Origin of the sequence: Peribacillus sp. NJ4 (assembly GCF_030348345.1) — a bacterium.
In the GTDB taxonomy this organism is placed as follows: Bacteria; Bacillota; Bacilli; order Bacillales; family DSM-1321; genus Peribacillus.
The window spans coordinates 3430484-3454953 of sequence record NZ_JAUCFQ010000001.1 but is presented as its reverse complement, the minus strand read 5'-3'; the positions used below and the strand labels follow the sequence as shown (position 1 = coordinate 3454953).

Genomic DNA, 24470 nt, shown 5'->3' with positions numbered 1-24470 from the left:
TAATTAGACTTTACATGAAATAAAATAACCTGTCAAAGTTAATTTTAATGGTTAGTTTTAAAAGCCATAAAAAAAAGCCAACTCAATGTGTCGACAAGAGGAGGTTCAGAATAATTTCATCCCGAATCATTTTACTGTTGTATGAAATCCTAAATGGATGTGAAGAAATTTGTTACACTCCTGCCGAATAACTGGCTAGCCAAGACCCCACAGTCGCTCGCTTTGAGGAGGCTTGACAGACAGTCGGCGGAAAGGGAGCGGATTTCTGAAATTAACTGGAACCGTTTTATAATGAAACTGCAGGCAACCAGTTTACATCAAATTTGTTTACAGACTGACAAACTTATTTAATAAGGTAGATTCTTCATTCATCATCAGATTTCCGGTGTTGAAATCGGGCTACCTTTTTCCTATTCCCGCATATTTTCATTGAACACCATTTGCGTCTTCCGCTTTCATCGATAAATAACAGGACGCAATCATCATTCGAGCATCGCTTTAATGATGACAGCTTATTTTCTTCAATTAAACTTAATGAGTCAAAGGCAATATAAGCTTGCAGGATATCTTCGGCTTCTCCAACAGGTATGGCAATCAGTTTTTGATCCATTAATTTATAAGTGAAAGGTGATTTTTTGATTTTTTTTTCTAAAAAAGCGATAAATTCATCAGGAATTGGATTCCCATCTGCTATTGATTCAAATTGTATTCTTAAAATAGTACGCATTTCTAGAATACTTTCTAATACCTGTCCGATTCTCTCTTTTATTTTTAGGATTAGCTGATCATCCCAAAATGAGTTTTCCCCTTTTATTACCTGAATCCAGTCCAGTGCATCGCCTTCTGAAAGCAATAAGTCTTGACGTTGACCACGACTTACAAGTTCTGTGTTCACTAAATCCAGAGATAGATAACCGGATATAAGTGGGAATTTATTAGTTTCAGACATAAAATTCATCCCCCGTTTGCCTTTTATATTCTAACCATTGAAATGTTATTTAAGAGGTTATATCATCATTATACCCTATTTAGGCATTTCTCAGAGATACTTATCATGTTAGGAAGAACTTATTGTATTGCATGCAACTTTTACGGGATAACATGAATCGTGTTAACAACTTTTTTATCAATTTCCAGATCGGTAAATCAAAGCCCGTGAGAATCAATCGTTCTAAAAGATAAATGCAAGAGAGGAAAAAAGTTCTTGACAGAACCTGTACGTACAGGATAATATGAAAGCGTATACAGAACCTATACGTACAGGTTATAAAAACAACTATATTTTGCTTTCTAGGGAAAGGAAGTAGTGAAATGGGTAAATACACAGAACCAGCAACGGATTTGCTTCAACATGTCGGAGGGAAAGAGAATATTGCGACGGTTACGCATTGTGCGACAAGAATGCGTTTTGCTTTGAAAGACCCCTCCAAGGCGGATGTAACGAATATCGAATCGATTAAGCTTGTGAAAGGAACGTTTACACAGGCTGGCCAGTTCCAGGTCATTATCGGGAACGAAGTATCATCGTTTTATAATGAATTCGTTTCCATAGCTGGTCTTCAGGAAGCGTCAAAAGAAGATGTGAAAAATGCAGCTAAACAGAATATGAGCTGGCTGCAGCGAATGATTGCACATCTTGCGGATATTTTCACCCCACTGATTCCTGCCATAGTCGTTGGCGGACTCATCCTTGGTTTCCGCAATATCATCGGCGATATTAAAATGTTCGATGATAGCACGAAAACCCTTGTGGATATTTCACAATTTTGGGCAGGGGTCCATGCCTTCCTTTGGTTGATAGGTGAAGCTATTTTTCATTTTCTTCCAGTTGGGATTACCTGGTCCATCTCAAAGAAAATGGGCACGACTCAAATTCTCGGCATCGTCCTTGGGTTAACCCTGGTTTCCCCACAACTTCTTAATGCATATGCAGTTGCAGGCACAAAGGCAAGTGACATACCTTTTTGGGATTTCGGTTTTGCCCAGGTCGATATGATCGGCTATCAGGCCCAAGTCATCCCAGCTATACTTGCAGGGTTCGTTTTGGCGTATTTAGAACGGTTCTTAAGAGATAAAGTACACAATTCCATTTCCATGATCGTCGTTCCATTTTTTGCTTTACTACCAACTGTAATCATTGCCCACACCATTTTGGGGCCTTTAGGATGGAAAATCGGTTCAGTCATTTCTACGGTTGTATATTCCGGATTGAATTCATCAGTGGGCTGGCTATTTGCTGCCGTTTTCGGCTTTGCCTATGCACCGCTTGTCATCACAGGACTGCATCACATGACAAACGCAATCGATCTTCAGCTTATGAGTGAATTGGGTGGAACGAACCTATGGCCGATGATCGCCTTATCCAATATTGCACAAGGTACAGCAGTGCTTGCGATGATTTACATCAACAGAAAGGATCAGGAGGAAAGACAAGTTTCGATTCCCGCCACGATTTCATGTTATCTCGGTGTAACAGAGCCAGCCATGTTCGGTATTAATCTGAAGTACGGCTTTCCGTTCTTAGCCGGTATGATCGGTTCACTTTTCGCAGGAATCGTTTCTGTCGGATCTGGAGTAATGGCAAACTCAATCGGTGTCGGGGGTATTCCAGGTATCCTTTCCATCCAGCCACAGCATATGGGAATGTTTGCACTCGCGATGTTGGTTGCTTTCGTTGTCCCATTCATTTTGACTATAGCATTCTCCAAGCGTCCACAAATGAACTTGAAAACAAGAACGAAACCAACGAAATTAAATGCTTAATAATGCGGAGGGAGAGCATTCTCCCTCCTTTTTACCATACTGACCAAAAAGATACATCCGGGACAGCAGAGGAGGATATAAATTGAAGGATTTTAAAAAAAGTACCATATATCAAATTTATCCGAAGTCTTTTAAGGACTCAAACGGTGACGGCATTGGTGACATAAATGGTGTAATTGAAAAACTTGATTACCTTGACAAACTGGGAGTGGATTATATTTGGCTAACCCCCTTTTATCGTTCACCTCAAAATGATAATGGATATGATGTAGCGGATTACACATCTATTGATCCTGTGTTTGGGACAATGGATGATTTCGAGAGATTGGTGAAGGAAGCTAATTTACGGGATATCCACGTCATGTTGGATATGGTATTCAACCATACATCAACGGAGCATGAATGGTTCCAAAAAGCATTGGCTGGAGAGAAAGAATATAAAGACTATTATATTTTCAAGAAATCGAAAGATGGAGAGCCCCCTACGAATTGGATTTCGAAATTTGGAGGCTCTGCATGGGAATATTTAGCGGAACATGATGAATACTACCTTCATTTGTTCGATCGGACACAAGCTGACCTTAACTGGGAAAATCCCAGAGTAAGGGAGGAAATTTTCAATGTAGTAAACTTTTGGATGGATAAAGGTGTCAAAGGATTCCGTTTGGATGTCATCAATCTTATATCGAAACCCGATTTATTTGAAAATGACAAAGATGGAGATGGACGTTGCTTTTATACAGATGGCCCAAAAATTCATCAATTCCTGAAAGAGCTGAATGAAGAAACTTTTGGTAAGGATGAAGAGGTGATGACAGTAGGGGAAATGTCATCGACGACCATTGACCATTGCATCAAATATTCATCTCCAGATGAAAAGGAGCTATCCATGGTATTCAGTTTCCATCATCTAAAGGTGGATTACAAGGATGGGGAAAAGTGGTCACTTACAGATTTTGACTTCAGGAAGTTAAAGGATATCCTAAGCAGCTGGCAATATGGGATGCAAGAGGGAAATGGGTGGAATGCCCTGTTCTGGTGTAACCATGACCAGCCAAGGATCGTGTCCAGGTTTGGAAATGATCAAGAGTATCAAAAGGAATCGGCCAAGATGCTGGCAACAGCCATTCATATGCTCAGGGGGACCCCTTATATATATCAAGGGGAAGAAATAGGGATGACCAACCCGAAATTCAATGATATTGAACAATATCGGGATGTGGAATCGATTAATTATTTCAATATTTTAAAAGAGGCAGGCAAGGATGAAAAGGAAATAATCGAAATCCTTCAAGCTAAATCCCGTGATAACTCGCGAACTCCCATGCAATGGGAAAATACGGAGCATGCAGGCTTTACAAAAGGGACGCCATGGATTACAGTGCCTGATAATGCTAGGATCATCAACGCTGAACAAGCACTGAAGGATAAGGACTCCATTTTTCATCATTACCAAAAACTTATATTCTTAAGGAAGAAACATGATATCATTGCATATGGGGACTATAAGGAAATTCTAGGAGATCATGATCAATTGTTCTCCTATATACGCAGTTATGAAGATGAGAAACTTTTGGTCATCAATAACTTTTATGCAAAAGAAGCGTCCTTTGAAATTCCAAAAGATGCTGACCTATCCGGATTCAAGTCAGAGCTCCTACTTTCAAATTATATCGATTCGAAAGACCTTGCAAATGATATTATCCTTCGTCCCTATGAATCGGTTGTCTATTTGTTGAAAAAGGACGAGTAGGGGACTAACAAAAAATATATTGTGGTGATGAAATGAACAGCAAATACCTATCGCTTTATGGTGATATTGTTTCAAAAATCGAAGAAGGAACCTTTCCGACAAATTCAAAGCTTCCTTCCGAAAGCAGCTTCATGGAAGAGTACGACATATCCAGGGATACTGTGAGAAAGTCCTTACATTTGCTCGAACAAAATGGGTATATCCATAAAATCAAAGGCAAGGGTTCCTTTGTGTTGGATTTTAGCAAATTTAATTTTCCTGTAGCAGGCTTGATTTCCTATAAAGAAATGGTGGAAAAGTTGAATCTGCATTCCAAAACGATCATCCATACCATGGAGCTTGAGACCCCCGACTCAAGCATGATCAAGCTTCTTGACTTAACTGAAGGTGAGGAAGTATGGAAAGTGTTCCGGGTTCGACAAATTAATGGGAAGAAAATCATTTTGGACAAAGACTATTTCAATAGTGAGTTCGTAACTAACCTGACAAAGGAAATTTGTGAGGATTCAATTTATGGTTATATCGAAAAGGAACTCGGGCTCCAGATTGGTTTTTCCAATAAGGAAATTACCGTGGAGCCATGCAGTGAAGAAGATAAACAATTATTGGACATAGAAGACTACGATATGGTGGCAGTTGTGAAAAGTACCGTCCATTTAATCGATGGAAGCTTGTTTCAATATAGCGAATCAAGGCATAGACCTGATAAATTCAAGTTCACGGACTTTGCACGAAGGACTTGGTGAAAGCCTTAGCCATAAGCTGAAAAGGCTAAGGAAGAAATGTGATGACCAATTAGGTTATCAGAAAAAAGGTCAAAGCATTAAATTCAATATTCAAAAAGAGAAGGTCGCCATGGCGGCCTTTTCTAATGCGGTTCAAGGTGTAAGGTAAAAATGTAAGGAGTAAAGAGGACATCAGCTCTTTTTCTTGTTCAACGAGCGGGGAAAGAGGATCGTCAAACCATTAGTTTGACGTTTCTCCTGCTTGTTTCGGGGTGTGTGAAGCATTTAGTAAAACCACTCCACCAATGATCAATACCAAGCCACCCAACGTAATGATACTAAATGGCTCATTCCATAATAATACGCCAATTAATGCTGTTAAAGCTGTCCCTATTCCTGCCCAAATGGCATATGCCAAGCTTAACGGAATTGTTTTAAGACATAAAGATAAGCTGTAAAATGCTATTCCAAATCCTATAATAACCCCAAATGAAGCGAATAAATGTGTGAACCCTTCAGATAACTTAAGCATGGTCGTACCAAATAATTCACTTATGATTGATACTCCTAAGGCTATGTACCCTTTCATATTATTACCTCCGATTATTAAAATGTTAATGAGATCCGCCACTGGAGAGTTTCAAAACAACCACTCCTCCAATGATTAGGGCTAGACCTAAAAATTTTTTCAGGTTAAAGCTTTCTTTATAAACGATAACTCCCACTAAAGCAGTTAAAGCAGTCCCTATTCCCGACCAAATGGCATAAGCCGTCCCAAGCGGAATGGATATAAGAGATAAAGACAGGCAATAAAAAGCCAACCCCATTCCCATTACCACACCAATGGAAGGGTATAACTTTTTAAATCCGTTTGATACTTTTAACATCGAACTACCAAAAACTTCACTTATGATGGCTATTGCCAAAAATGCATAAGGATTCAAGATAATCTCCTCCTGTATATTCATTACTCTTTCCAATCACATTCCCAAGCATCTTATCATCTAAAGTCCCCATATTAAACTAAAACCTTATTGCGAGTCTAATATTTTCTATCGTTAAAAAATATATCCTATCCTAGTTGAAAAAGGATATAATTAGCCACTTCAGCTATTAAAGCTTGTTTTGCAGCCGTTCTTACGATAAAAGAACAAATTCCTTTTAGTCAATTGAATCTATGAGTAACATATAATCACAAAACCGTCCAGACGGTCTTTATATTTAACGATACCTGCAGGTTACTTGTCAAGTGCATCTAGTACTCTTGTAATTCCACATCTTCCAGTTAAAGAGTATCGTTATGAGATATGCATTGCATGCTTGCCCTTCCTATTATAGAAATGTTGCTGGGGAGTTTTCTTTTACAAGACTGGCTTAATAATAAGGTCAAACAGGGATTTTTAGGAATTTTGTCGAATTAAGTTCATTAAACGATTATGATGGGGTGAACTTCTTTCATGGAATTTTTAATAAAAAAAGAGTGTTTCATTAAAGCGATTTCTGAAGTCAGCCATGCAGTTTCCATAAAAACACCAATACCCATTTTATCAGGAATAATGATAGTGGCTAATGACGATAGCTTAATTCTTATTGGCAGTGATTCCGATATTGTCATTGAAAAAAACATTCCTTTAACGATTGATGGAGTAAGGGTATTGGAGGTTTACGAAAAGGGTACTGTCGTATTATCGGCAAAATATTTAAGTGAGATCGTTAAAAAATCACCTGATGATATCCATGTAAAGCTGAACGAAAATCAATCAGTTACCATTATATCAAATGAAATTGTAACGAATCTAAATGGATTCCATTCGGAGGAATACCCAAACCTTCCTCAAGTTGATGAAGATGGTCATTTTAAAATCCCAAGTGTTGAATTACTGGAAATCATTAAGCAGACTGCGTTTGCCGTTTCTAAAACTGAGGCCAGACCCGTTCTGACAGGCGTCAATATGACATTCAGGGATAACATACTTTCTTGTGTTGCAACAAATACCCATCGTTTAGCGGTAAGAGAACTTGCGTTAGAATCGAAGGTGAATGGTTCGTTCATCATTCCAAGTAAAAGCCTTAATGAGTTAACCAAGTTAATTAATAATCAATCGGGTGTTATACATATTTTCATCTCGAGAAGCCATATGGTGTTTAAATCAAACAACTTCTCACTTTTTTCTAGGCTGATTGAAGGTAATTATCCTAATGTATCAGGGTTGCTGCCAAAAGATTTAAAAACGATCATCACCTTGGATACAAATCTACTGTTAAAAGGTATTGACAGAGCCTGCCTTTTTGCAAGTGAATCGAGGAATAACAATGTACATCTGGAAATCCTGGATAATACTAAGTTAAGAATTTCTTCTACCACAGCAGAACTAGGGGAAATAGAAGAAACGCAAAGCATCATGGCAATCACAGGAGAGGAGGGGCTAAGTATATCACTAGATGGAAGTTTTTTAATGGATGCCTTAAAAGCGATAAAAGAAAAAGAGGTCAGACTAAGTTTTGGTGGTCCAATGAGACCTGTCTTAATCGAACCAAGCGGTAATTCTTCATATCGTCATCTTATTTCACCAGTGAGAACAAAATAAAGGATTAAAGTATAAAGGAAACGAATAAAAGGTTAAATCGATTAACGGAGCAGCAATTAATAGAAAATTATGATGGGGAATGGTCAATAGCATCCACCATAAAAAAAGAACAAAGAAAAGAGACCCAGTAGAAAACTTATAAAAGTCTTGGCCCATTGTAATTCATATCTATTGAAGTAATAGTTTACTATAGGGTTTCATTCCTGGCTTAATGCCGGCAACTTTATTTCGAAGGTAAAGGTAGAACCTTTTTCGCTTGTCCCAGCAAGCCAAATGTGTCCGTCCATCAATTCCGTCAAACGTTTGCAAATGGAAAGCCCCAATCCAGTTCCTCTGTTCATTTCTTCATATCCTTGGGGATGCATATGATTGAAAGAATGGAACAATCCATTGATTTTGTCAGTTGGGATACCGATTCCTGTATCCCTCACAGTGAAGGATATACGAATGAAATCAAGGTTTTTTTCATCGGGAATCAAAGCGGCGGCAATGTTAATTTCCCCGTTATTCGTAAATTTAATGGCATTTCCTACTAGATTAACGAGGATTTGACGAATCTTATGATCATCGCCCAATAATACCATAGGAATATTAGAATCGATTTCCACTAGTAGTTGGATTCCCTTTTTAGCGGTTTACGCTGTGAATAGTTGGATGACCTGTTCCACACAGGAACGGATATCGAATGGTTGAATGTTCATTTCCATTTTACCTACATCCATTTTCGAATAATCCAATATATGACTGAGCACCGTAAGCAGTGATTTTCCGCTCGTTTCAATGATTTCTGTATATTCTTTTTGTTCTTCAGTCAATTCAGTTGAATGTAACAGTTCTGCCATTCCCATAATCCCGTTCAAGGGGTTTCTGATTTCATGACTTAAGACCGCCAATAAGTCGGATTTATCCTTACTGAGTTTATTTATGTGAAGTGAAGCCAGACGCAATTCCATTTAATCCATGACGATTTGTGCAAGAGACCTGAGAATATCCAACTCTTCTTCTGTAATTGTACGTGGTTTATAATCAATGACACACAACACGCCAAGGTTGTGGTTATCATGGGTATTCAATGGGATGCCTGCATAAAAACGAAATCCGTTTTCACCTGCAACCAAAGGATTCGCTAATGATCGGGGGTCTAAACTAGCATCATTAAGAATATAAGGAACATTATTAAGAATGGCCGAAGCACAAAGCCCTGGCTCCCTATCTATTTTCTCCACATCCAAACCATGATGGGACTTGAACCAAATCCGATCCGTGTCGACGAGGCTTGTTATTGCGATAGGGACATTGAGTAGTTGCGATGCCAGGGCTGTAACCCTGTCAAAAGCGCCATCTGGCGGTGTATCAAGTATTTGATACCGCTGTAAAGCATTTAAACGCTCTCGCTAAAGTTGGCTTTTTTCTTTCATATTGTTCAATATTATTCCTCCTATGTCATACGGATTGCCAAGGGTAATAAAAGCCCATTATAATAGGTTCCCTTTTAAAATTAAAAGGGAATTACATTAGAATCCTATCTGACATTCCTAAACAGCAACATATTGTGAGACTTCATCAAGTTATTAAAGAAATTTTGTTTCTTCGCCCTAAAATTTCCGGTAAGCCTGCTTTAATGAAAGGCACTAAAGTCTTTCAAAATGTTGTTTATTCTTCTGATTACTACTAATTATAACACTAAGTTCACGGATGGATTGAATTTTGATGGACTTGTCCCTTATTCGGGGCAGCGGAATCTTTTTTCTATGAATCTTCGGAATAGTAAAGTGGTAAAAAATTAATTATTGATTATGATAAACGTTAGTATTTCATTTGAACGTGGTATGGCTTGGACTTTCTTAATAAACCAGCAGCAGACAAGTGAGCTTTCGGAAAAAACTGTGGGAGATTCATCAGAAGCCTCCATATCTGCTTATTAAAAAAATAATATACGTTATTTAGACAAGTTCTTCAAAATCCATATTTTTATTAACTTAGCAACTTGGGGTGGAGGGTGTTTGTAGTCTCCAGAGTCGGTATCGGTGGAACTGCATTTTTGGCTTCGTGAACTAACTCCACAGAAAGTATATTCATATATTTAATGCTGTCCACTGTCCATTTGGCACGTGCCGTTAATCGCTGTATCCGTACATGCTTTAAAGGGGGATAATTATTATGTATGTTAGTCAAACTTGGGATCATGTAGTAATTGCAAAATTAAATCAAACTGTTCACAGCCTGCATGCGAAACTATATCCTAAGTATTTTAAAGAATATAAGTATAGCGCAATGGAAGAAACTTTTAAAAATTTGATTGAAAATGACAGATTTGTTTTTCTTCTATTAAAAGAACATGAGGAACCGATCGGTTACGCTTGGATTGAAATAAAAAGCTATCCAGAAAATGCTTTTAAATATGGGTATAAATCTGTATATGTGCATCAGCTTAGTATCGTTGAAAGTCAAACCCAAAAAGGTTATGGTAAGCAACTAATGAATGAGGTATATGAAATTGCGAAAAAGAATGATATAGATTTAATTGAACTGGATTATTGGTTTGGAAACAATGATGCAAAAGAGTTTTATAAGAAGCAACACTTTAAAAGATATAGGGAGTTTGCATTTAGACAGTTATAACCACTTTGGATTTCCCATTTTTTAGAGGTTTGGAGGAAGGGAAAAAAACCCCGAATCGGGGTTTTTTAATTAATATCTTAACATTCTCTTTGAAAAACAGGGAGGTTGAGGAACTCCACAAATAAATCTTTGGCTTTGGGTATAACACTCTGCCACGACACTTCGGGTATGCGGAAAATTATGCTTATACGTGATGAAGTGCTTATTCACGGTAGTTGTATGTGTCGGATGAAAAACTGGAATCACAGTGTTAATGACATTTGTTTTAACATATTGCTTTGTTGGAGAGGTTTGTGGCGGATTATACTGAGTAGGCATTGTTTGAGGTGCGCAATATTGTGGTGGACATTGACCGCCTTTCGGATGTCTCCAGGGCTTATTATACATTTCAACACCTCCTATATTTTTTTGAAACTCATTGTTAGTTTATGAAAATAAATGATAAAGGGACTAGTATAAATGCCTTTATCAAAAATAATGGCTGCATCATGACACTGTATTTAAAATAGATTACGGGATCATAAACTTTCCCGTAGTTGGGGAAAGAGAATTTATCTAAGGAATAATATCTTTCACTTATAAACGGTTATTAATTTTTGCCAATCTGGGTAATCGCTTGATGAACAAATGACTTGTGTCTTTCCCGCCAGATATTTTCCTTGCTTTTTTCCAAGCCCCATTCAGGAAATGAAGATAATCGTAATGCAGCAAATAATTGCCAGAAGGGTAAGTTGGTAAAATTCACTTCAGGCATCATGGATTTATATTGATTGGAGAAGTCATTCATTGCTTCCATTCCATAATGAAATGAAATTTCGAGTTGGCTATTGGCAAGGTCAGCCAAAGGGTCCCCTAAGCCTGAGTCTTCCCAATCAATAATGGAAACTAATTTATCCTCTTTCCATAATATATTTCCAGGCCAATAATCACCATGAAGGATCACTTCCTTATTCATTGAGGATAATGGCATGAATGATTTTAACACATCTCTAATTAAGCTCAGATTTAATCCTTCGTCCTTGATTACCCTTTCTTTATTTAACATTTCTACATATGAATTTTCTAGTTTGGGCAGGAATGATAAAGATAGATTTGCACAATCAACACGATGGATCTTTGCTAGATTGATTGCAATTTGTAAGATATGATCATTAAGATTTGAGGGGGTGAACTCTGGCTTGCCCTCAATAAACTCGATAAGTATACATGGTTTGGAAAAAACCCCGCAGGATTCGAAGTAATAGGGAATCGGTACAGGCAAACCTGCAGATTTCAATATCCCTAAGAGCTTGTGTTCATCTGCCGCAATATTTGGATTCCGTTTCAAGTCATTATCACCATGCTGACGAATGACCATTTTTATGATTTGCCCTGTAGATTGTAACAATTCAAGTCCTGTCACCTGTGCAGAAATCCCGCCTTTTAATTCCCATGTGCGAATGAGCTTATTTCCTGGATCCAACTTTTGAACCAATTGTTCAAACTTACTACATTCATTATTCATAGGTCCACTCCTTTTAAGGGTTTAAGTTCACATTTTATATGGGTATCATTCAGCCCTTTTTCTTTTTGGCAATGTTAAAGGTAAGGTTGATTTATAAAAAATATAAATTGAAAACCAATTGAATGATACCAATGTCCAGTTTTCCTATTACTTTCGTAAAAGTTGTATTTCTTAGAATCACATTAGTATTTGGCTAGAACTTCAATAAATGAAACTAATCGCTTGTTACACACGTAACGTAATGTAAACAAAGTGAGGTGTCATACATTGAAAATAGAGAAATATAAAGTGGAAACACCGCAAGGGACCTTACAATATAATATTAGTGGAAACGGAAAACCAAATATAGTTTTGATTAACGGTGGTTCGGGACCGATAGAGGGGTGGATGAAAATCCTACCGGCAATTTCGGAATCATCATCAGTATTTTCCTATAATCGTTTGGGTGTTGCTGGCAGCGATAAACCGAAGGAAAACCAAGACGGGATAAATATTGTTAACACTTTACGTGAAGCACTTACATTAGTGGGCTTTAAACCTCCTTTCTTATTGGTTGGACATTCGTTAGGCGGCTTATATGCTAATTTATATGCCAGACTTTACCCAAATGAAGTAGCAGGAATTGTTTTTTTGGAATCCAGCCACCCAAAAGATATAAGCCTTAATGAATATCAAGGCAAGGCAGTAAAAATCATTAATAAGATCTTCAAGATGTTGGATTCCTTATCTTCACATAAACAATTCAATGAAGTTAATTTTGTAAAAAAAACTATAAATCAAATCCATCAATTTAATGATTTTCCCGATATACCTGTATTTGTCATTACAGGTGGACAAGAAAATCGAATGATGCCAGAGGAAGCTCGAAAAAAACGACTTGAGAATCAATTGGAATTACTTTCATTGTCAAGAAACAGCAAACACATTGTCACTGAAAAAAGTGGACATTTTCCACAATTTACCGAACCAACTGTAGTGATTGACTCAATAAAAGATTGTGCAGAAAAAATAACAAACCATAGCCAATAAATGCAAAGACTTTTATTTAAAGTATTGTTGTTTAAATGCTATGTTAAAGATAAAGGTTAAACTATGTTTAGCCTATGTTCATTCTAAACGTTGATAATATTCAAAAAGTATTGGACCTCCTTAAGGTCCTATTTTTATTTATTATAGTTTAGCTCTGAACAATTTTTAATTGTCGTTCATCTTTGTCTCTAATCCAATTCAATAATCCTTAAGCCCTCTATCTCCTTCCATCACCTTGTTGAAAGCTTGATGGCAATTACTCTTGTTTGAATTTACCAAAGTGAAATAATGGAATGAATCTTTTTCAAGAAGTCGAAAGATTCTCGTCCATAGGGTGATTGTAAAAGTACACTAGCATTGGTGTATTTTTTTTGGAACGAAAGGGAGAAGGAAGGCCTCATTTCTTGTTAATAGAGACAGCTTGTAAGGAAAACGAAGAAGAATCTCTATTATTATGAAATTTCTTTTATCCGATGGTTATGTGTACAAGCATTTGTTTAAACGTAACATAAGGTTAATAGAGGTGATCAAAATGGTAAAAGTGTTTATTGATCCAGGCCACGGCGGTACGGATCCAGGCTCGGTGGGGAATGGATTGAAAGAAAAGGATTTAACTTTATCCATTGCAACTCGAATCAAAGACATCTTATTAATAGAATATAATAACGTTTTTGTAAAAATGAGCAGGACCCAAGATACGTCCATCTCTTTAAACGATCGGACGAATCAAGCGAACGCTTGGGGAGCTGACTTCTACCTCTCCATCCACATTAATGCTGGCGGCGGCACTGGGTATGAGGATTACATTTATACGTCCACTAATCAGGTAACGAAAACGTATCAAGATTATATTCATTCAGAGGTCATGAAGCTTATCAACATCCAAGACAGAGGACAAAAAACAGGAGATCTACATGTACTCCGTGAAACGGATATGCCTGCACTCCTGACTGAAAATGGATTTATCGATAATGTCAATGACGCAGCCAAATTGAAAACGTCATCCTTTATCGAATCACTGGCTCGCGGACATGTAAACGGTTTAGTTAAATGGTTCAATCTTACAAAGAAAAGTACTGCTGTATACCACAATGTCGTTAGTGGGGACACCGTATATTCCTTAAGTATGACCTATGGCAGTACTGTTCAGCAAATTAAAGATTGGAATGGTCTTGACAGTCAGTTCACCATTACAGTAAACCAGAAATTGCGGGTGAAATGAATAATTAATAATTGACTGGTTAAATTATTTATAACTTCCAGTAAGCACACCACGCAGGGAAGCCCTTCTCTAAAAGAGAGGGCTTTTTCTGGTTCTGGAATATTCAAGTTAAGAAATAATCATGTCCATTCTTTCGATAATAGAGAAAATCTTTGTTAAAAAAGAGAGGAATTGTATTTTATGACTAAAATATTATTAACCTATAGTAGATTTTTTACAAAGTCTATTAAAAACCATTCTTAAAACTGTTAAACAAAGATTCTTATTATTTTTAGATTGGTACGGCAGTTATTGTTTTTCCTAAATTCATCAGTAAATGGTCAAAGAAAACTGGTTCTGTAGGAATTGTATAAGTTGGTGATGAACTTTTCATCGTATCCGTAAAGTTGCTAATATGGGAATGATGCCCAGGAGACGGTATCCTGGTATCATATCGATCATATTGCATGCAATCATTTCACTCCTTTATTAATGTAAGGTATGCTTTTTTAATAGGTTGACACAAATTTATATCTTTTGGAAAAGGCAAATCATCTAAAAACAATACTGAAAAGCACAAACCAAAATGATTTGTACCTAATATGTATCAGGGAATACAGGCCTGAACTGAACGAATTGAATCTAATTAATGTACTATTGCTTGTCATTAATTTATTCATTGCCGCAATTGAAACCCTAGTATGGATATTAATCGTATATTTTAATGGCTTGAACCACTTTTCCTAAAATTCGGACTCTATCATTTTTGATGTTATAGGTTTTTTCTTCATAAAAAGGATCCGTGCTGCAGGGCATGAGTGTGATATTTTCTTCATTAATATTCACTTTTTTGACTGTGGCATCGTGACCATTTACCAAAACCACACCAATTTTTCCGCTTTCGACGTAGGTTGTTTTTTCAACAAGGATCAATGATCCGTCACTGAATTCTTTGTTCATGCTGTTGCCTTTCACTCTAAGGAAAAAATACTCTTTATTCGATTTTAGCATGGAATTTAATGTCGGCATATACGCTTCTATATATTCGTTGGTGAAATTAGGCTCTCCAGCAGGGATATTTCCGTAGACACCAATTAATCTTACATTCTTTTCATTTAAAAATTCCATTGTAGGATCGTTTCTAACGATTGGTGCTCCTTCAATAAGGTGGGACAGCGGGATTTCAAAGCATGAGGACATCATGCTCAATTTATCCATTAAAGGTTTATTCCGTCCGGATTCCCAAGCTGATACTGCCGTTGGGGCCACTTTTAATATATTTGCCAAATCTTCTTGTGTCATTTTTCTTTCTTTTCTTAACATTTTAATGCGTTCACCAATGTGCATATTTCTTCACCTCTCACTTGAATATACACTATGAGTGAAAGTGAGTAAACTTGAAGTGCGTGAATTTTACAAAAATTTGTTGGAAACTATACTTCAAGTGTGATATCATTTTTTTAGACAGGTGGTGACAAGATATGACAAACGTTAAGTTCACACTTAAACAAGCGAGGAAGTATAAAGGATTAACTCAAGACGAAATGGCTAAAGTGCTAAAGATGGCCAAGAGGACCTACATTGATTATGAACAATATAAGATTCCTTTGCGAATTGATAAGGCGTATATGTTCGCTGAATGTGTAGGATTCTCGATCGACGATATCATTTTTTTTGATCCTGACCTACACTTCAAATGTAGTTGAATATTTAAAGGTTATCAGTTTCCGTTACTGGTGTGACCATTCCTGGGTTGAAAAATTTAATCAATAGCACTGACCTGCCAAGGGACAAAATTCATGATTATGATGATTCAAGTGAGGATGGAAAGAAGGTGAAAAAAGTGGAAAGGGAAATTAGGTCCTCTGAAGTTGCAGTAGGAGCTGCCGTTAGCACCTTTGCGATTTGAAAGGAAATTCGTGGAGAGGTCATTGATGATATTATCGTACACGACGGTGTATTCAAATTTGTTCAATCGAAAGGACGAGCTTATAAATGAAATTAATTATCCAGTTCTCAGGGTGAATTACGGGTATGTGGGAGGAGGGGGCTAAAAGGAGTTTTTAACCAAAAAAAGGGTCGCTTGCATGTAAACTTCCAATCGGAACATGATGGTGGTGATTTTGATGGAAATGCAATTTCGATGGGGGACCCAATTGTAATGGGGAAATTTTATTGATGAAGAATCATGATTAGGGGAAATTGGACAGTGGCACATTCGAAGGGGAAATTTATAAGGATGTTCATAAAAAAAGTCAAGCCCTCTATCCCTTGCAGGAGAAGGGCTTGTTCTATTTTTGTATTTATATACAATCGCTGTTAAGTATTTACTTAATAATTTGTTCTGGAGCCCAATCAGGTCATGTAATGTGGTAGACCAGGTAAACCCAAGTAAGGAAAACAAACTAAATCAGTATCGCCAAGGTAAACCCCATCAACATCTACATAAATGAAAATGAATTCAAGGAAATCTTCATACTTTATCTCTATGTTAATGAATTTCTTCTAGTTTTTTTCTCCCATCTTTTATGAATTCAGCAGGTAATGGCATGCAATAGTACAAATATAAACTAATGAATGCTATAGAAGACCTGTGAAGGAGGGCATTGATAATAGGCGAATTCGAAAAATTCCATAGGATATAGGGGGAGATAGCAATTGAAAAAGAAGGTAATCAATTATGTCGTTTTTCTTGTCCTCATTCTTACCATATTAATTATGGCTAAGCCTAACATTTCCTCAGCAGGAAAATTGAAGCCGCCGTCCGAAACTTTCAACCCAGGGGATTGGTTTTTGGGAAGTATCCCTCCCAATCTTGACACAAATAGACCTCCGATCGTTTTTGTCCAAGGGAAAAATGGCAGTTCAACCAGCTGGTACGGTGAAACGGACTATCATGGTGTAAATGATATGTATACCAAAGCATATGAAGCCGGTTACCAAACGGTTTTTGTTCAGCTTTATGATTCAGCTGGAAATGGATCAGTGAGCCAATATGCTAATGGAAGGCTGTTAGCTCAAATGCTTGCAGAAATCAGTAACCATTTCGGCGGCGAAAAAGTAAATATAATAGCCCACAGTAAAGGGGGACCAGACACCCAAGCGGCTCTAGTACACTATGGAGCACACCAATATGTCGGAAGGGTCATCACTTTAGCGGCCCCTCATCACGGTTCTAACCTAGCTGATTTGGCTTATAGCTGGTATGCGGGCTGGCTTGGTTCCCTATTGGGTCAAAAAGATGAAGGAACTTATTCTTTACAAGTTGGTAAAATGGCGGAATTTCGATCTGTCACGGATAACCATGTTAACTCCCGTAAAAATATGTATTTCACCGTGGCCGGTATGAATAGGGGGCCGGTTCTTTCAGCTTTATCAATGGGTGGACAATATTTATCTTCATATGGAGAAAATGATGGTCTAGTGAATGTTTGGAGTACAAAAATACCCTACGCATCACATTTATTTACGGATCCCAACTATGATCACGACAATATTCGAGTAGGTTCAGCAGTATTTTCAAGAATTGAACCCTATTTAAGAAGCACTTCTACTGCTGGGATTCCTGGTTTAAATGTCAATTATAAAGAACGGGTTGAAGATGATGTCATCACAACCGCACTCTCTCAAACCGTCCTGGGAGATGTCCTGCAACAAAATGTCTGGAACGAAAAAAGTTTCCATGTAAATGAAGCAGCCCCAGGTAATATAACCATATATACAGCTTCAAATGATGTCGAGGTCGAATTAATTTCTCCTTCCAATAAAAAGTATGCACCTTCCTTAAAAGTTCATTCTGCAAAAAATGAAACTTCCTTTTTTAATGGTGCCACCATCCAAACATTTAATAGAAATAACCTTGAAATTGGTGACTGGAGAGTTCGACTGAAGACTAAATCGCCAAAAGACGCATACCTGTTCACAGCACATTTTAACGAAAAGAATCCCATTACATTAAGTATGGCCGGAAAAGTTAAGCAAAAAGATGCAAAATTTTTAATAAAGAATCCAATGAATGATAACAAAAGGCCAATCAGTACAACATTTTCGGTTCATCTAATAGATGAAAACGGTAATGAAATTCGTGAAAAAAGCTCATTTAAGGTAATGGACGCCGGAAATTTTTCTGGTACTCTTCCAGAAGTACCTAAATCAGGTGTTTATAATGTAACGATTGATGTCAAGGAAAAAAATGTGAATGGTACTGAAAGAACCCGTACATTGATTCGTTCGGTCTATATAGAAAAATAGTAAAAATGATTAGAAAAGACCTTCTCTTAATTGAGAGGTTTTTTTTTGGGTGAAATGTATTGAAATGATTCAGCAAAAGGAAACAGCCAGGCCGTATTTCATATTGGTCCTAAGTTAGCGGTTGATCGAAGGGCATTTAGCAAGTCAGATCCCCCTGCAACAAAAAAGATTCATGAAATCCAACGAGTGCCATCTAGGATCTAATCCGTCTTTTGATAAGATTCCCTATAAGATAAAATACAAGTTTTGAGTGCTGAATAATTGCCAATGCTTGCATAGCCATAAAACCAGCCCATGAAAATTCCTGCAACCAAATGATGACGGTGGCTAATGAAAATGGAAATGAATAAGCCAATACCCAAAGCGATGGTAGGGGTGAATTTTGGTGGAATATGAAAAATGACCTTAATAAGTTGAGTAAGAATCATGATGGTAGGAATGGCTATCACTGCATCCCAAAAGTTTGTATGGATGGTTGGGTAGTCCATAATGTCACCACCTTATTTTAGAAGTTTTATAAAATTAATTTTTACCATTTATAAAAGGTTTATACCATAGTAATTCATTAAATGATTGATCAAATAAAGTTGATGCAAATGGTTATGAAATTTTCAGCGTTCAATTAAAAAGCCATCAATCCATTGTATATTAATGGGTTTGATGGCTTTTACTAGAGAGGGAGAATGATAATCCAAATTGAAGCCGTACTTAGTAAGTTATAATCATATTGATTTTAGTCAAAAAACAATTAATAACATTTTTTTTGCTGGACAAGCTGTAACCTTTCTCATAGTTTAGAATACGATAAGAATGAAGATATCCAACTAATAATGGGAGGTTCTAATGAGTAAGGAATCGTTTATTAAGGAAATTGCTCCTTATGCCCAAAAAATTCAAAAGGAATTTAAAATATTACCTTCTGTTGTCATTGCACAAGCTTGTTTGGAGAGTGGTTATGGGACAAGCTTCTTAGCAAATCAAGGGAAAAATATATTCGGTACAAAAGGTGACTATAAAGGAGAGTCTGTCATTATTCAAACAATCGAATATGTCAACGATGCGCCCGTTCAAGTATGGTCCAAATTCAGAAAATATCCAACATGGGCAGAAAGTCTACAAGATCTTGCCTATCTATATGTAAAGGGGACTTCATGGAATAGAAGTTTGTATACAGCTGTCATTGGGGAAAAAGATTACAAAATGGCACTTAAAGCAATATTCGATGCGGGCTACGCCTCGGACCCGAAATATATAGAAAAACTGGTGAATCTTATCGAAACAAGTGATTTAACTAAATATGACGCAAGCAACGAAGAGGTCTATCATATAGTCAAAAAGGGGGACTCCGTCTCTGCGCTTGCCAAAGCATATGGTTCTACACAAGTGCAGATTCAACAGTGGAATGGGTTGGCTGATCTTAACCTCATTAAAGTGAACCAAAGATTAAGAGTGAAATGAACCTTTAACAGGGAGCGGGATTTTAACGCTCCCTTTTTTTTATTGGAATGAGGGTTTCCTATTTTTCAAAATACATATATCCAGAAAGACGTTAGTTTCCCTTTCATCCGGCATAAATGAGAAAGGATGTTAATAATCTTAGGAAAACTCGATTCTATCAAAAAAATATATCAAAACCTAGTCTTCCATATGCATAATGAGAGAATTCGGGACATAAATTAAACAAACAAAAAAAGCGCGGTTAGCGCTTTTAGTGTATTTGTCTATATAAGCCTATAACTTTTCCAAGTATCGAAACATCTCTTAAAATAATTGGTTCCATATTCGAGTTCTCAGGCTGAAGCCTTATGTAATCCGGTTCCTTAAAGAATCGTTTTACAGTGGCTTCATCATCTTCCGTCATGGCCACGACGATATCTCCATTATTGGCGCTGCTTTGTTGTTTCACGATGACATAATCTCCATCATGAATTCCTGCTTCGATCATACTTTCACCCATGATTTCCAGCATGAATACATGGTCATCATGCGGAACCATGCTTTCGGGAAGCGGAAAGTATTCTTCTATGTTTTCGATGGCCGTTATCGGCATGCCCGCTGTTACTTTTCCAAGTAACGGAACGTTCACGACATTAACTTTGGGGATATTGTTCGCTTCCTCCAAATTCAGTATTTCAATGGCCCTCGGCTTGGTTGGGTCACGTCTTATCAGGCCTTTACTTTCCAGGCGGGATAAATGTCCGTGTACTGTTGAACTTGATGCAAGTCCAACTGCTTCGCCAATCTCCCGTACGGAAGGTGGATACCCTTTTTGGCGGACCTCTTCTTTAATGAAATCAAGGATATCTTGCTGCCGTTTTGATAGTTTAGTCATATGTGCACCTCTTCTCCAATGTTCTTTGCTACATTATAGCATGGCCCCCAACTCTATACAAACATAAGTTCGAATTTTGTTGTTGACTGAAACAAACGTTCGTATTATAATTTGGACGTAACATACGAACGAACATTCGCTTTGGAGGGATATTTATGAAAAAATTATACAAAAATTATATTTCTACGATTCTATTAGCGGGATCGGTATTCATCTTTTCAATTTTATTCTCTTGTACATTAGACAATGATCAAAAAAAGGATTTCCTTTCTATAGAAGTAAGTGAAGGCGACACCCTATGGGGAATTGCCGAAGAGTATGAAGAAGCTGATTTGACAAAAAAAGAATTCATTGGTTGGATAGAAGAGCATAATGGAGTCAGGGCGGATACGATTAAACCTGGTCAAGTCATTGTCATACCGGTTAAAGGGGAAGATCTTGTTCAGAATTTGGCCAGTCAGCAGTAAGTAGTGAAGGTAGGGTATTATGAAGGCAGTAATCTATTGTAGGGTTAGCACAGAAAAAGAATCCCAGGAAACATCATTGGCAAGGCAGGAAGATGAATTAGTTAAATTGGCGGAAAAGATGGATGTGGAAGTTGTTTCCATAATAAAAGAACAGGCAAGTGGTTATGAGTTAAATCGGGATGGCATATTTGACATGCTTGAACTATTTAAAACCAAAGAAGCTGAAGTTCTATTAATCCAGGACGAAACTAGACTGGGGAGGGGAAATGCCAAAATAGCCCTTTTCCATGTCATCCTTAAAGAAGACGTGAAAATTTATACGCTCTCACACGATGGAGAACTTGAGTTATCTGATTCGGATGCCATGGTCATCCAGATAGTTGGTATTGTAGAAGAATATCAAAGGAAACTACATAATCTAAAAATAAAACGCGGGATGATAAGAGCCGTTGAAAAGGGATACCGTCCGCAAAAAAATCTTCATAACCAAAGGAATTCCACTGGAAGGGACCGTATGGAGATTCCAATTGAAGAAATTATTAAACTCCGGGCCAATGGATTGACATTTGCAGAAATCGCAGCCACTTTAAGGGGCTTTGGATACAATGTATCTAAAGCCACTGTAAACAGGCGTTTTCTCGAACATCAACTAAATACAGAGGAAAGTCAATCATAGAACTTGTAATTTCGCTTTTTTTTTAATACCATGACAATATCCGCAGATTACGAAGGAGCGAAATTATGCTATCAAAAGAAAAATTAGCCCGTATTAATGAACTTTCAAAAAAGGCCAAGGGTGAAGGTTTGACGGAAGTTGAGGCGAAAGAGCAAACCCAATTAAGAAGTGAGTATTTGGAGACATTCAGACGGTCCATGTCCGATACGTTGGAGCATGTGAAAGTCGTTGATCCAGAAGGTAATGACGTCACTCCTCAAAAGATAAAGAGTATTAAAGAAAAAAGAAACTTACATTAATGCTTGGACTATTCTCATGGAACACTCCATTTGAGGATTCTTTTTTTAGGAATAAAAAGAGAGTGCATTCATGTATGTATTCCCCTATTTAGCTTAATCTAAATAGGGGCCTTCTCTAATTTGTAGAAAATTGTAATATTGGGTTAGTAAATAGTGATTTTAGTTGTGATATTATGCTGGTCACTATAATATAAAGAGGTACATTACAGGAAGGGATGTTTTATTATATGTTAGATAAATTAGATGCACTTTCTATCAATACGATTCGTACGTTATCGATTGATGCAATTGAAAAGGCTAATTCCGGCCATCCAGGTATGCCGATGGGGGCAGCGCCGATGGCGTATAAACTATGGACTGAATATATGAATCATAACCCGAAAAATCCGGATTGGTTTAATAGGGATCGCTTTGTTCTTTCAGCTGGTCATGGGTCTATGCTGTTATACAGCCTTCTTCATTTATCGGGCTATGGCTTATCTATCGATGACTTGAAAAGCTTTCGCCAATGGGGAAGTAAAACTCCGGGACATCCTGAATTCGGACATACGGCAGGTGTAGATGCAACGACGGGACCGCTTGGACAAGGTATCGCAATGGCAGTCGGCATGGCAATGGCAGAACGCCACTTGGCAGAAAGCTACAACCGTGATTCTTATAATGTAGTCGATCATTATACATATAGCATTTGTGGAGATGGAGATTTAATGGAAGGGGTTTCTGCTGAAGCCGCTTCATTAGCTGGACATCTACAACTTGGAAGGCTTGTTGTTTTATATGATTCTAATGATATTTCCCTTGACGGCGACTTAAGTCAATCATTTAGTGAAAGCGTAGCAAACCGGTTCAAATCTTATGGATGGCAATATATCCGCGTTGAGGATGGGAACGATCTTCAGGAAATAGCCAAAGCAATTGAAGAAGCGAAAACCGACGAAGCACGCCCAACTTTAATAGAAGTCAAAACGGTTATTGGTTACGGTTCACCAAACCGTTCAGGTAAATCAGCTGTTCACGGCGCTCCGCTTGGTGCAGATGAGCTTAAGTTGACTAAAGAAGCATATAAATGGACATTCGAAGCGGATTTCCATGTTCCAGAAGAAGTGTATTCACACTTCAATGAATCTGTTGTGGACGCAGGCGCTCAAAAAGAAGAAGCTTGGAATGAATTGTTCAAAAATTACAAAGAAGCACATCCTGAGTTAGCCGAGCAATTGGAGCTGGCAATCAAAGGTGAACTGCCTGCTGACTGGGATCAGGAAATTCCGGTCTATGAAGAAGGAAAAACATTAGCTTCCCGTGCTTCAAGTGGAGAAGTGTTAAATGCGATTGCCAAAAGGGTGCCTAGCTTCATTGGTGGTTCTGCAGATTTAGCCGGATCTAATAATACTGCCATTAAAGGTGAGACAGACCTATTACCTGGTAATTACAGTGGTCGTAATATTTGGTTTGGTGTACGTGAATTCGCTATGGGTGCGGCCTTAAATGGTATGACCCTTCATGGTGGATTAAAAGTGTACGGAGGAACATTCTTCGTATTCTCTGATTATTTGCGTCCTGCTATAAGAATGGCAGCACTGATGGGACTTCCTGTAACGTATGTATTTACCCATGACAGCATTGCTGTTGGGGAAGACGGACCGACACATGAGCCAATCGAACAATTAGCATCATTACGGGCAATGCCTAACCTAGGGGTCATCCGTCCGGCTGATGGCAATGAAACGGCAGCAGCCTGGAAAGTGGCAATGGAGTCTACAAATAAACCAACTGCCCTTGTACTGACTCGTCAAGGATTGCCAACAATAAAAGACACTTCCGAAACTGCGTATGAAGGTGTTTCAAAAGGGGCTTACATCATCTCCGCTTCTAAGAAAGAAGTAGCCGATGCATTACTTCTTGCGACTGGTTCCGAAGTGAACTTGGCTGTCGAAGCACAGAAAGCTTTAGCGAACGAAGGAATTGATGTTTCGGTAATCAGCATGCCATCATGGGATCGATTCGAAACTCAATCTAAAGAATATAAACAAAGTGTAATCAATCCGGCAGTGAAAAAACGTCTGGCCATTGAAGTGGCTTCACCGTTTGGCTGGGATCGTTATGCAGGTGATGAGGGTGAAATATTGGCCATCAATCATTTTGGAGCTTCGGCACCAGGCGGTAAAATCATGCAAGAATTTGGTTTCACAGTAGAAAATGTAGTTGCTCGTGTTAAAGAAATGCTAAAATAATCGTAATGGGGACTGACACCAACTAGTTT

Annotated in this window: 28 protein-coding genes; 16 read left to right on the top strand and 12 right to left on the bottom strand. The window is 37.8% G+C overall.

Annotation, left to right across the window (positions count from 1 at the left end; all coding sequences use genetic code 11):
• Positions 1–153 precede the first annotated feature (153 nt).
• Positions 154–351, top strand: a complete 198-nt coding sequence (locus tag QUF94_RS17185; RefSeq protein ID WP_289316917.1) for a hypothetical protein — start codon at positions 154–156, stop codon at positions 349–351.
• A 13-nt stretch (positions 352–364) separates the two neighbouring features.
• Here QUF94_RS17185 and QUF94_RS17180 read toward each other — a convergent pair whose 3' ends face one another.
• Positions 365–949: a CGNR zinc finger domain-containing protein gene (locus QUF94_RS17180; RefSeq protein ID WP_289316916.1), complete on the bottom strand. Its 585-nt coding sequence runs from the start codon at positions 947–949 to the stop codon at positions 365–367.
• A gap of 362 nt (positions 950–1311) precedes the next feature.
• Here QUF94_RS17180 and treP point away from each other — a divergent pair, with 362 nt between their 5' ends.
• The 3 genes from treP (at position 1312) to treR (ending at position 5262) form a co-directional block, all read left to right on the top strand.
• Positions 1312–2763 carry a PTS system trehalose-specific EIIBC component gene (gene treP, locus QUF94_RS17175; protein ID WP_289316915.1) on the top strand — a complete coding sequence of 484 codons (1452 nt, stop codon included), beginning with the start codon at positions 1312–1314 and terminating at the stop codon, positions 2761–2763.
• A gap of 82 nt (positions 2764–2845) precedes the next feature.
• The gene (treC, locus tag QUF94_RS17170) at positions 2846–4516 is read left to right on the top strand and encodes an alpha,alpha-phosphotrehalase (protein ID WP_289316914.1); all 1671 of its coding nucleotides are present in this window, start codon (positions 2846–2848) and stop codon (positions 4514–4516) included.
• Positions 4517–4548: 32 nt separating this feature from the next.
• Complete coding sequence (treR, locus tag QUF94_RS17165) at positions 4549–5262, top strand: trehalose operon repressor (protein ID WP_289316913.1); 714 nt, start codon at positions 4549–4551, stop codon at positions 5260–5262.
• Between the two features lie 220 nt (positions 5263–5482).
• Here treR and QUF94_RS17160 read toward each other — a convergent pair whose 3' ends face one another.
• Positions 5483–5830: a DMT family transporter gene (locus tag QUF94_RS17160; RefSeq protein ID WP_289316912.1), complete on the bottom strand. Its 348-nt coding sequence runs from the start codon at positions 5828–5830 to the stop codon at positions 5483–5485.
• A gap of 25 nt (positions 5831–5855) precedes the next feature.
• Positions 5856–6185 carry a DMT family transporter gene (locus QUF94_RS17155; RefSeq protein ID WP_289316911.1) on the bottom strand — a complete coding sequence of 110 codons (330 nt, stop codon included), beginning with the start codon at positions 6183–6185 and terminating at the stop codon, positions 5856–5858.
• 513 nt (positions 6186–6698) lie between these two features.
• On the opposite strand from QUF94_RS17155, the gene dnaN reads away from it, so the two are divergent.
• A complete protein-coding gene (gene dnaN, locus QUF94_RS17150) occupies positions 6699–7829 on the top strand; it encodes a DNA polymerase III subunit beta (protein ID WP_289316910.1) in 1131 nt (376 codons plus the stop codon).
• Positions 7830–8026: 197 nt separating this feature from the next.
• Here the strand turns inward: dnaN and QUF94_RS17145 are convergent, their stop codons facing one another.
• From QUF94_RS17145 to QUF94_RS17135, 3 genes are read right to left on the bottom strand one after another with little or no spacing between them, the layout of a single operon-like run.
• The gene (locus QUF94_RS17145; RefSeq protein ID WP_289316909.1) at positions 8027–8437 is read right to left on the bottom strand and encodes an ATP-binding protein; all 411 of its coding nucleotides are present in this window, start codon (positions 8435–8437) and stop codon (positions 8027–8029) included.
• A gap of 27 nt (positions 8438–8464) precedes the next feature.
• Positions 8465–8782 carry a sensor histidine kinase gene (locus QUF94_RS17140; RefSeq protein WP_289316908.1) on the bottom strand — a complete coding sequence of 106 codons (318 nt, stop codon included), beginning with the start codon at positions 8780–8782 and terminating at the stop codon, positions 8465–8467.
• Positions 8783–9190, bottom strand: a complete 408-nt coding sequence (locus tag QUF94_RS17135) for a GAF domain-containing protein (RefSeq protein WP_289318418.1) — start codon at positions 9188–9190, stop codon at positions 8783–8785. It lies immediately after the preceding gene.
• 799 nt (positions 9191–9989) lie between these two features.
• Here QUF94_RS17135 and QUF94_RS17130 point away from each other — a divergent pair.
• The gene (locus QUF94_RS17130; RefSeq protein WP_289316907.1) at positions 9990–10451 is read left to right on the top strand and encodes a GNAT family N-acetyltransferase; all 462 of its coding nucleotides are present in this window, start codon (positions 9990–9992) and stop codon (positions 10449–10451) included.
• Between the two features lie 69 nt (positions 10452–10520).
• On the opposite strand, the gene QUF94_RS17125 is transcribed toward QUF94_RS17130, so the two are convergent.
• Positions 10521–10769 (bottom strand): CotD family spore coat protein, encoded by a 249-nt coding sequence (locus tag QUF94_RS17125; RefSeq protein ID WP_289318417.1) that lies wholly within the window; start codon positions 10767–10769, stop codon positions 10521–10523.
• Between the two features lie 271 nt (positions 10770–11040).
• The gene (locus QUF94_RS17120; protein ID WP_289316906.1) at positions 11041–11955 is read right to left on the bottom strand and encodes a phosphotransferase family protein; all 915 of its coding nucleotides are present in this window, start codon (positions 11953–11955) and stop codon (positions 11041–11043) included.
• A 267-nt stretch (positions 11956–12222) separates the two neighbouring features.
• On the opposite strand from QUF94_RS17120, the gene QUF94_RS17115 reads away from it, so the two are divergent.
• Positions 12223–12984 carry an alpha/beta fold hydrolase gene (locus QUF94_RS17115; protein WP_289316905.1) on the top strand — a complete coding sequence of 254 codons (762 nt, stop codon included), beginning with the start codon at positions 12223–12225 and terminating at the stop codon, positions 12982–12984.
• Between the two features lie 532 nt (positions 12985–13516).
• The gene (locus tag QUF94_RS17110) at positions 13517–14206 is read left to right on the top strand and encodes an N-acetylmuramoyl-L-alanine amidase family protein (protein WP_289316904.1); all 690 of its coding nucleotides are present in this window, start codon (positions 13517–13519) and stop codon (positions 14204–14206) included.
• A gap of 271 nt (positions 14207–14477) precedes the next feature.
• On the opposite strand, the gene QUF94_RS17105 is transcribed toward QUF94_RS17110, so the two are convergent.
• Both QUF94_RS17105 and QUF94_RS17100 read right to left on the bottom strand, forming a co-directional pair.
• The gene (locus QUF94_RS17105; protein WP_289316903.1) at positions 14478–14654 is read right to left on the bottom strand and encodes a hypothetical protein; all 177 of its coding nucleotides are present in this window, start codon (positions 14652–14654) and stop codon (positions 14478–14480) included.
• Positions 14655–14893: 239 nt separating this feature from the next.
• The gene (locus QUF94_RS17100; protein ID WP_289316902.1) at positions 14894–15532 is read right to left on the bottom strand and encodes a LexA family protein; all 639 of its coding nucleotides are present in this window, start codon (positions 15530–15532) and stop codon (positions 14894–14896) included.
• Between the two features lie 134 nt (positions 15533–15666).
• On the opposite strand from QUF94_RS17100, the gene QUF94_RS17095 reads away from it, so the two are divergent.
• From QUF94_RS17095 to QUF94_RS17085, 3 genes are all read left to right on the top strand, one after another.
• Positions 15667–15891 (top strand): helix-turn-helix transcriptional regulator, encoded by a 225-nt coding sequence (locus QUF94_RS17095; RefSeq protein ID WP_289316901.1) that lies wholly within the window; start codon positions 15667–15669, stop codon positions 15889–15891.
• Positions 15892–15938: 47 nt separating this feature from the next.
• Positions 15939–16094 carry a hypothetical protein gene (locus QUF94_RS17090; protein ID WP_289316900.1) on the top strand — a complete coding sequence of 52 codons (156 nt, stop codon included), beginning with the start codon at positions 15939–15941 and terminating at the stop codon, positions 16092–16094.
• Between the two features lie 809 nt (positions 16095–16903).
• Positions 16904–18436 (top strand): esterase/lipase family protein, encoded by a 1533-nt coding sequence (locus QUF94_RS17085; protein ID WP_289318416.1) that lies wholly within the window; start codon positions 16904–16906, stop codon positions 18434–18436.
• A 200-nt stretch (positions 18437–18636) separates the two neighbouring features.
• Here QUF94_RS17085 and QUF94_RS17080 read toward each other — a convergent pair whose 3' ends face one another.
• Entirely contained in the window at positions 18637–18924 is a 288-nt protein-coding gene (locus QUF94_RS17080) for a hypothetical protein (protein WP_289316899.1), read from the bottom strand.
• Positions 18925–19279: 355 nt separating this feature from the next.
• Here QUF94_RS17080 and QUF94_RS17075 point away from each other — a divergent pair, with 355 nt between their 5' ends.
• Positions 19280–19894 carry a glucosaminidase domain-containing protein gene (locus tag QUF94_RS17075; protein WP_289316898.1) on the top strand — a complete coding sequence of 205 codons (615 nt, stop codon included), beginning with the start codon at positions 19280–19282 and terminating at the stop codon, positions 19892–19894.
• A gap of 250 nt (positions 19895–20144) precedes the next feature.
• Here QUF94_RS17075 and lexA read toward each other — a convergent pair whose 3' ends face one another.
• Positions 20145–20768 carry a transcriptional repressor LexA gene (gene lexA / locus QUF94_RS17070; protein WP_289316897.1) on the bottom strand — a complete coding sequence of 208 codons (624 nt, stop codon included), beginning with the start codon at positions 20766–20768 and terminating at the stop codon, positions 20145–20147.
• Positions 20769–20923: 155 nt separating this feature from the next.
• Between lexA and yneA the strand changes: the two genes are divergently transcribed.
• From yneA to tkt, 4 genes are all read left to right on the top strand, one after another.
• The gene (gene yneA, locus QUF94_RS17065; protein WP_289316896.1) at positions 20924–21235 is read left to right on the top strand and encodes a cell division suppressor protein YneA; all 312 of its coding nucleotides are present in this window, start codon (positions 20924–20926) and stop codon (positions 21233–21235) included.
• 19 nt (positions 21236–21254) lie between these two features.
• A complete protein-coding gene (locus QUF94_RS17060) occupies positions 21255–21911 on the top strand; it encodes a YneB family resolvase-like protein (protein WP_289316895.1) in 657 nt (218 codons plus the stop codon).
• 65 nt (positions 21912–21976) lie between these two features.
• Entirely contained in the window at positions 21977–22210 is a 234-nt protein-coding gene (locus QUF94_RS17055; RefSeq protein WP_289316894.1) for a DUF896 domain-containing protein, read from the top strand.
• 227 nt (positions 22211–22437) lie between these two features.
• Positions 22438–24441: a transketolase gene (tkt, locus tag QUF94_RS17050; RefSeq protein WP_289316893.1), complete on the top strand. Its 2004-nt coding sequence runs from the start codon at positions 22438–22440 to the stop codon at positions 24439–24441.
• Positions 24442–24470: the final 29 nt, after the last annotated feature.

Coding starts and splice junctions, on each gene's coding strand:
- QUF94_RS17185 (WP_289316917.1), top strand. CDS start 154: ATGGATGTGAAGAAATTTGTTACACTCCTGCCGAATAACTGGCTAGCC.
- QUF94_RS17180 (WP_289316916.1), bottom strand. CDS start 949: ATGTCTGAAACTAATAAATTCCCACTTATATCCGGTTATCTATCTCTG.
- treP (WP_289316915.1), top strand. CDS start 1,312: ATGGGTAAATACACAGAACCAGCAACGGATTTGCTTCAACATGTCGGA.
- treR (WP_289316913.1), top strand. CDS start 4,549: ATGAACAGCAAATACCTATCGCTTTATGGTGATATTGTTTCAAAAATC.
- QUF94_RS17160 (WP_289316912.1), bottom strand. CDS start 5,830: ATGAAAGGGTACATAGCCTTAGGAGTATCAATCATAAGTGAATTATTT.
- dnaN (WP_289316910.1), top strand. CDS start 6,699: ATGGAATTTTTAATAAAAAAAGAGTGTTTCATTAAAGCGATTTCTGAA.
- QUF94_RS17140 (WP_289316908.1), bottom strand. CDS start 8,782: ATGGAATTGCGTCTGGCTTCACTTCACATAAATAAACTCAGTAAGGAT.
- QUF94_RS17130 (WP_289316907.1), top strand. CDS start 9,990: ATGTATGTTAGTCAAACTTGGGATCATGTAGTAATTGCAAAATTAAAT.
- QUF94_RS17125 (WP_289318417.1), bottom strand. CDS start 10,769: ATGCCTACTCAGTATAATCCGCCACAAACCTCTCCAACAAAGCAATAT.
- QUF94_RS17120 (WP_289316906.1), bottom strand. CDS start 11,955: ATGAATAATGAATGTAGTAAGTTTGAACAATTGGTTCAAAAGTTGGAT.
- QUF94_RS17110 (WP_289316904.1), top strand. CDS start 13,517: ATGGTAAAAGTGTTTATTGATCCAGGCCACGGCGGTACGGATCCAGGC.
- QUF94_RS17105 (WP_289316903.1), bottom strand. CDS start 14,654: ATGCAATATGATCGATATGATACCAGGATACCGTCTCCTGGGCATCAT.
- QUF94_RS17100 (WP_289316902.1), bottom strand. CDS start 15,532: ATGCACATTGGTGAACGCATTAAAATGTTAAGAAAAGAAAGAAAAATG.
- QUF94_RS17095 (WP_289316901.1), top strand. CDS start 15,667: ATGACAAACGTTAAGTTCACACTTAAACAAGCGAGGAAGTATAAAGGA.
- QUF94_RS17085 (WP_289318416.1), top strand. CDS start 16,904: ATGGCTAAGCCTAACATTTCCTCAGCAGGAAAATTGAAGCCGCCGTCC.
- QUF94_RS17080 (WP_289316899.1), bottom strand. CDS start 18,924: ATGGACTACCCAACCATCCATACAAACTTTTGGGATGCAGTGATAGCC.
- QUF94_RS17075 (WP_289316898.1), top strand. CDS start 19,280: ATGAGTAAGGAATCGTTTATTAAGGAAATTGCTCCTTATGCCCAAAAA.
- lexA (WP_289316897.1), bottom strand. CDS start 20,768: ATGACTAAACTATCAAAACGGCAGCAAGATATCCTTGATTTCATTAAA.
- yneA (WP_289316896.1), top strand. CDS start 20,924: ATGAAAAAATTATACAAAAATTATATTTCTACGATTCTATTAGCGGGA.
- QUF94_RS17060 (WP_289316895.1), top strand. CDS start 21,255: ATGAAGGCAGTAATCTATTGTAGGGTTAGCACAGAAAAAGAATCCCAG.
- QUF94_RS17055 (WP_289316894.1), top strand. CDS start 21,977: ATGCTATCAAAAGAAAAATTAGCCCGTATTAATGAACTTTCAAAAAAG.
- tkt (WP_289316893.1), top strand. CDS start 22,438: ATGTTAGATAAATTAGATGCACTTTCTATCAATACGATTCGTACGTTA.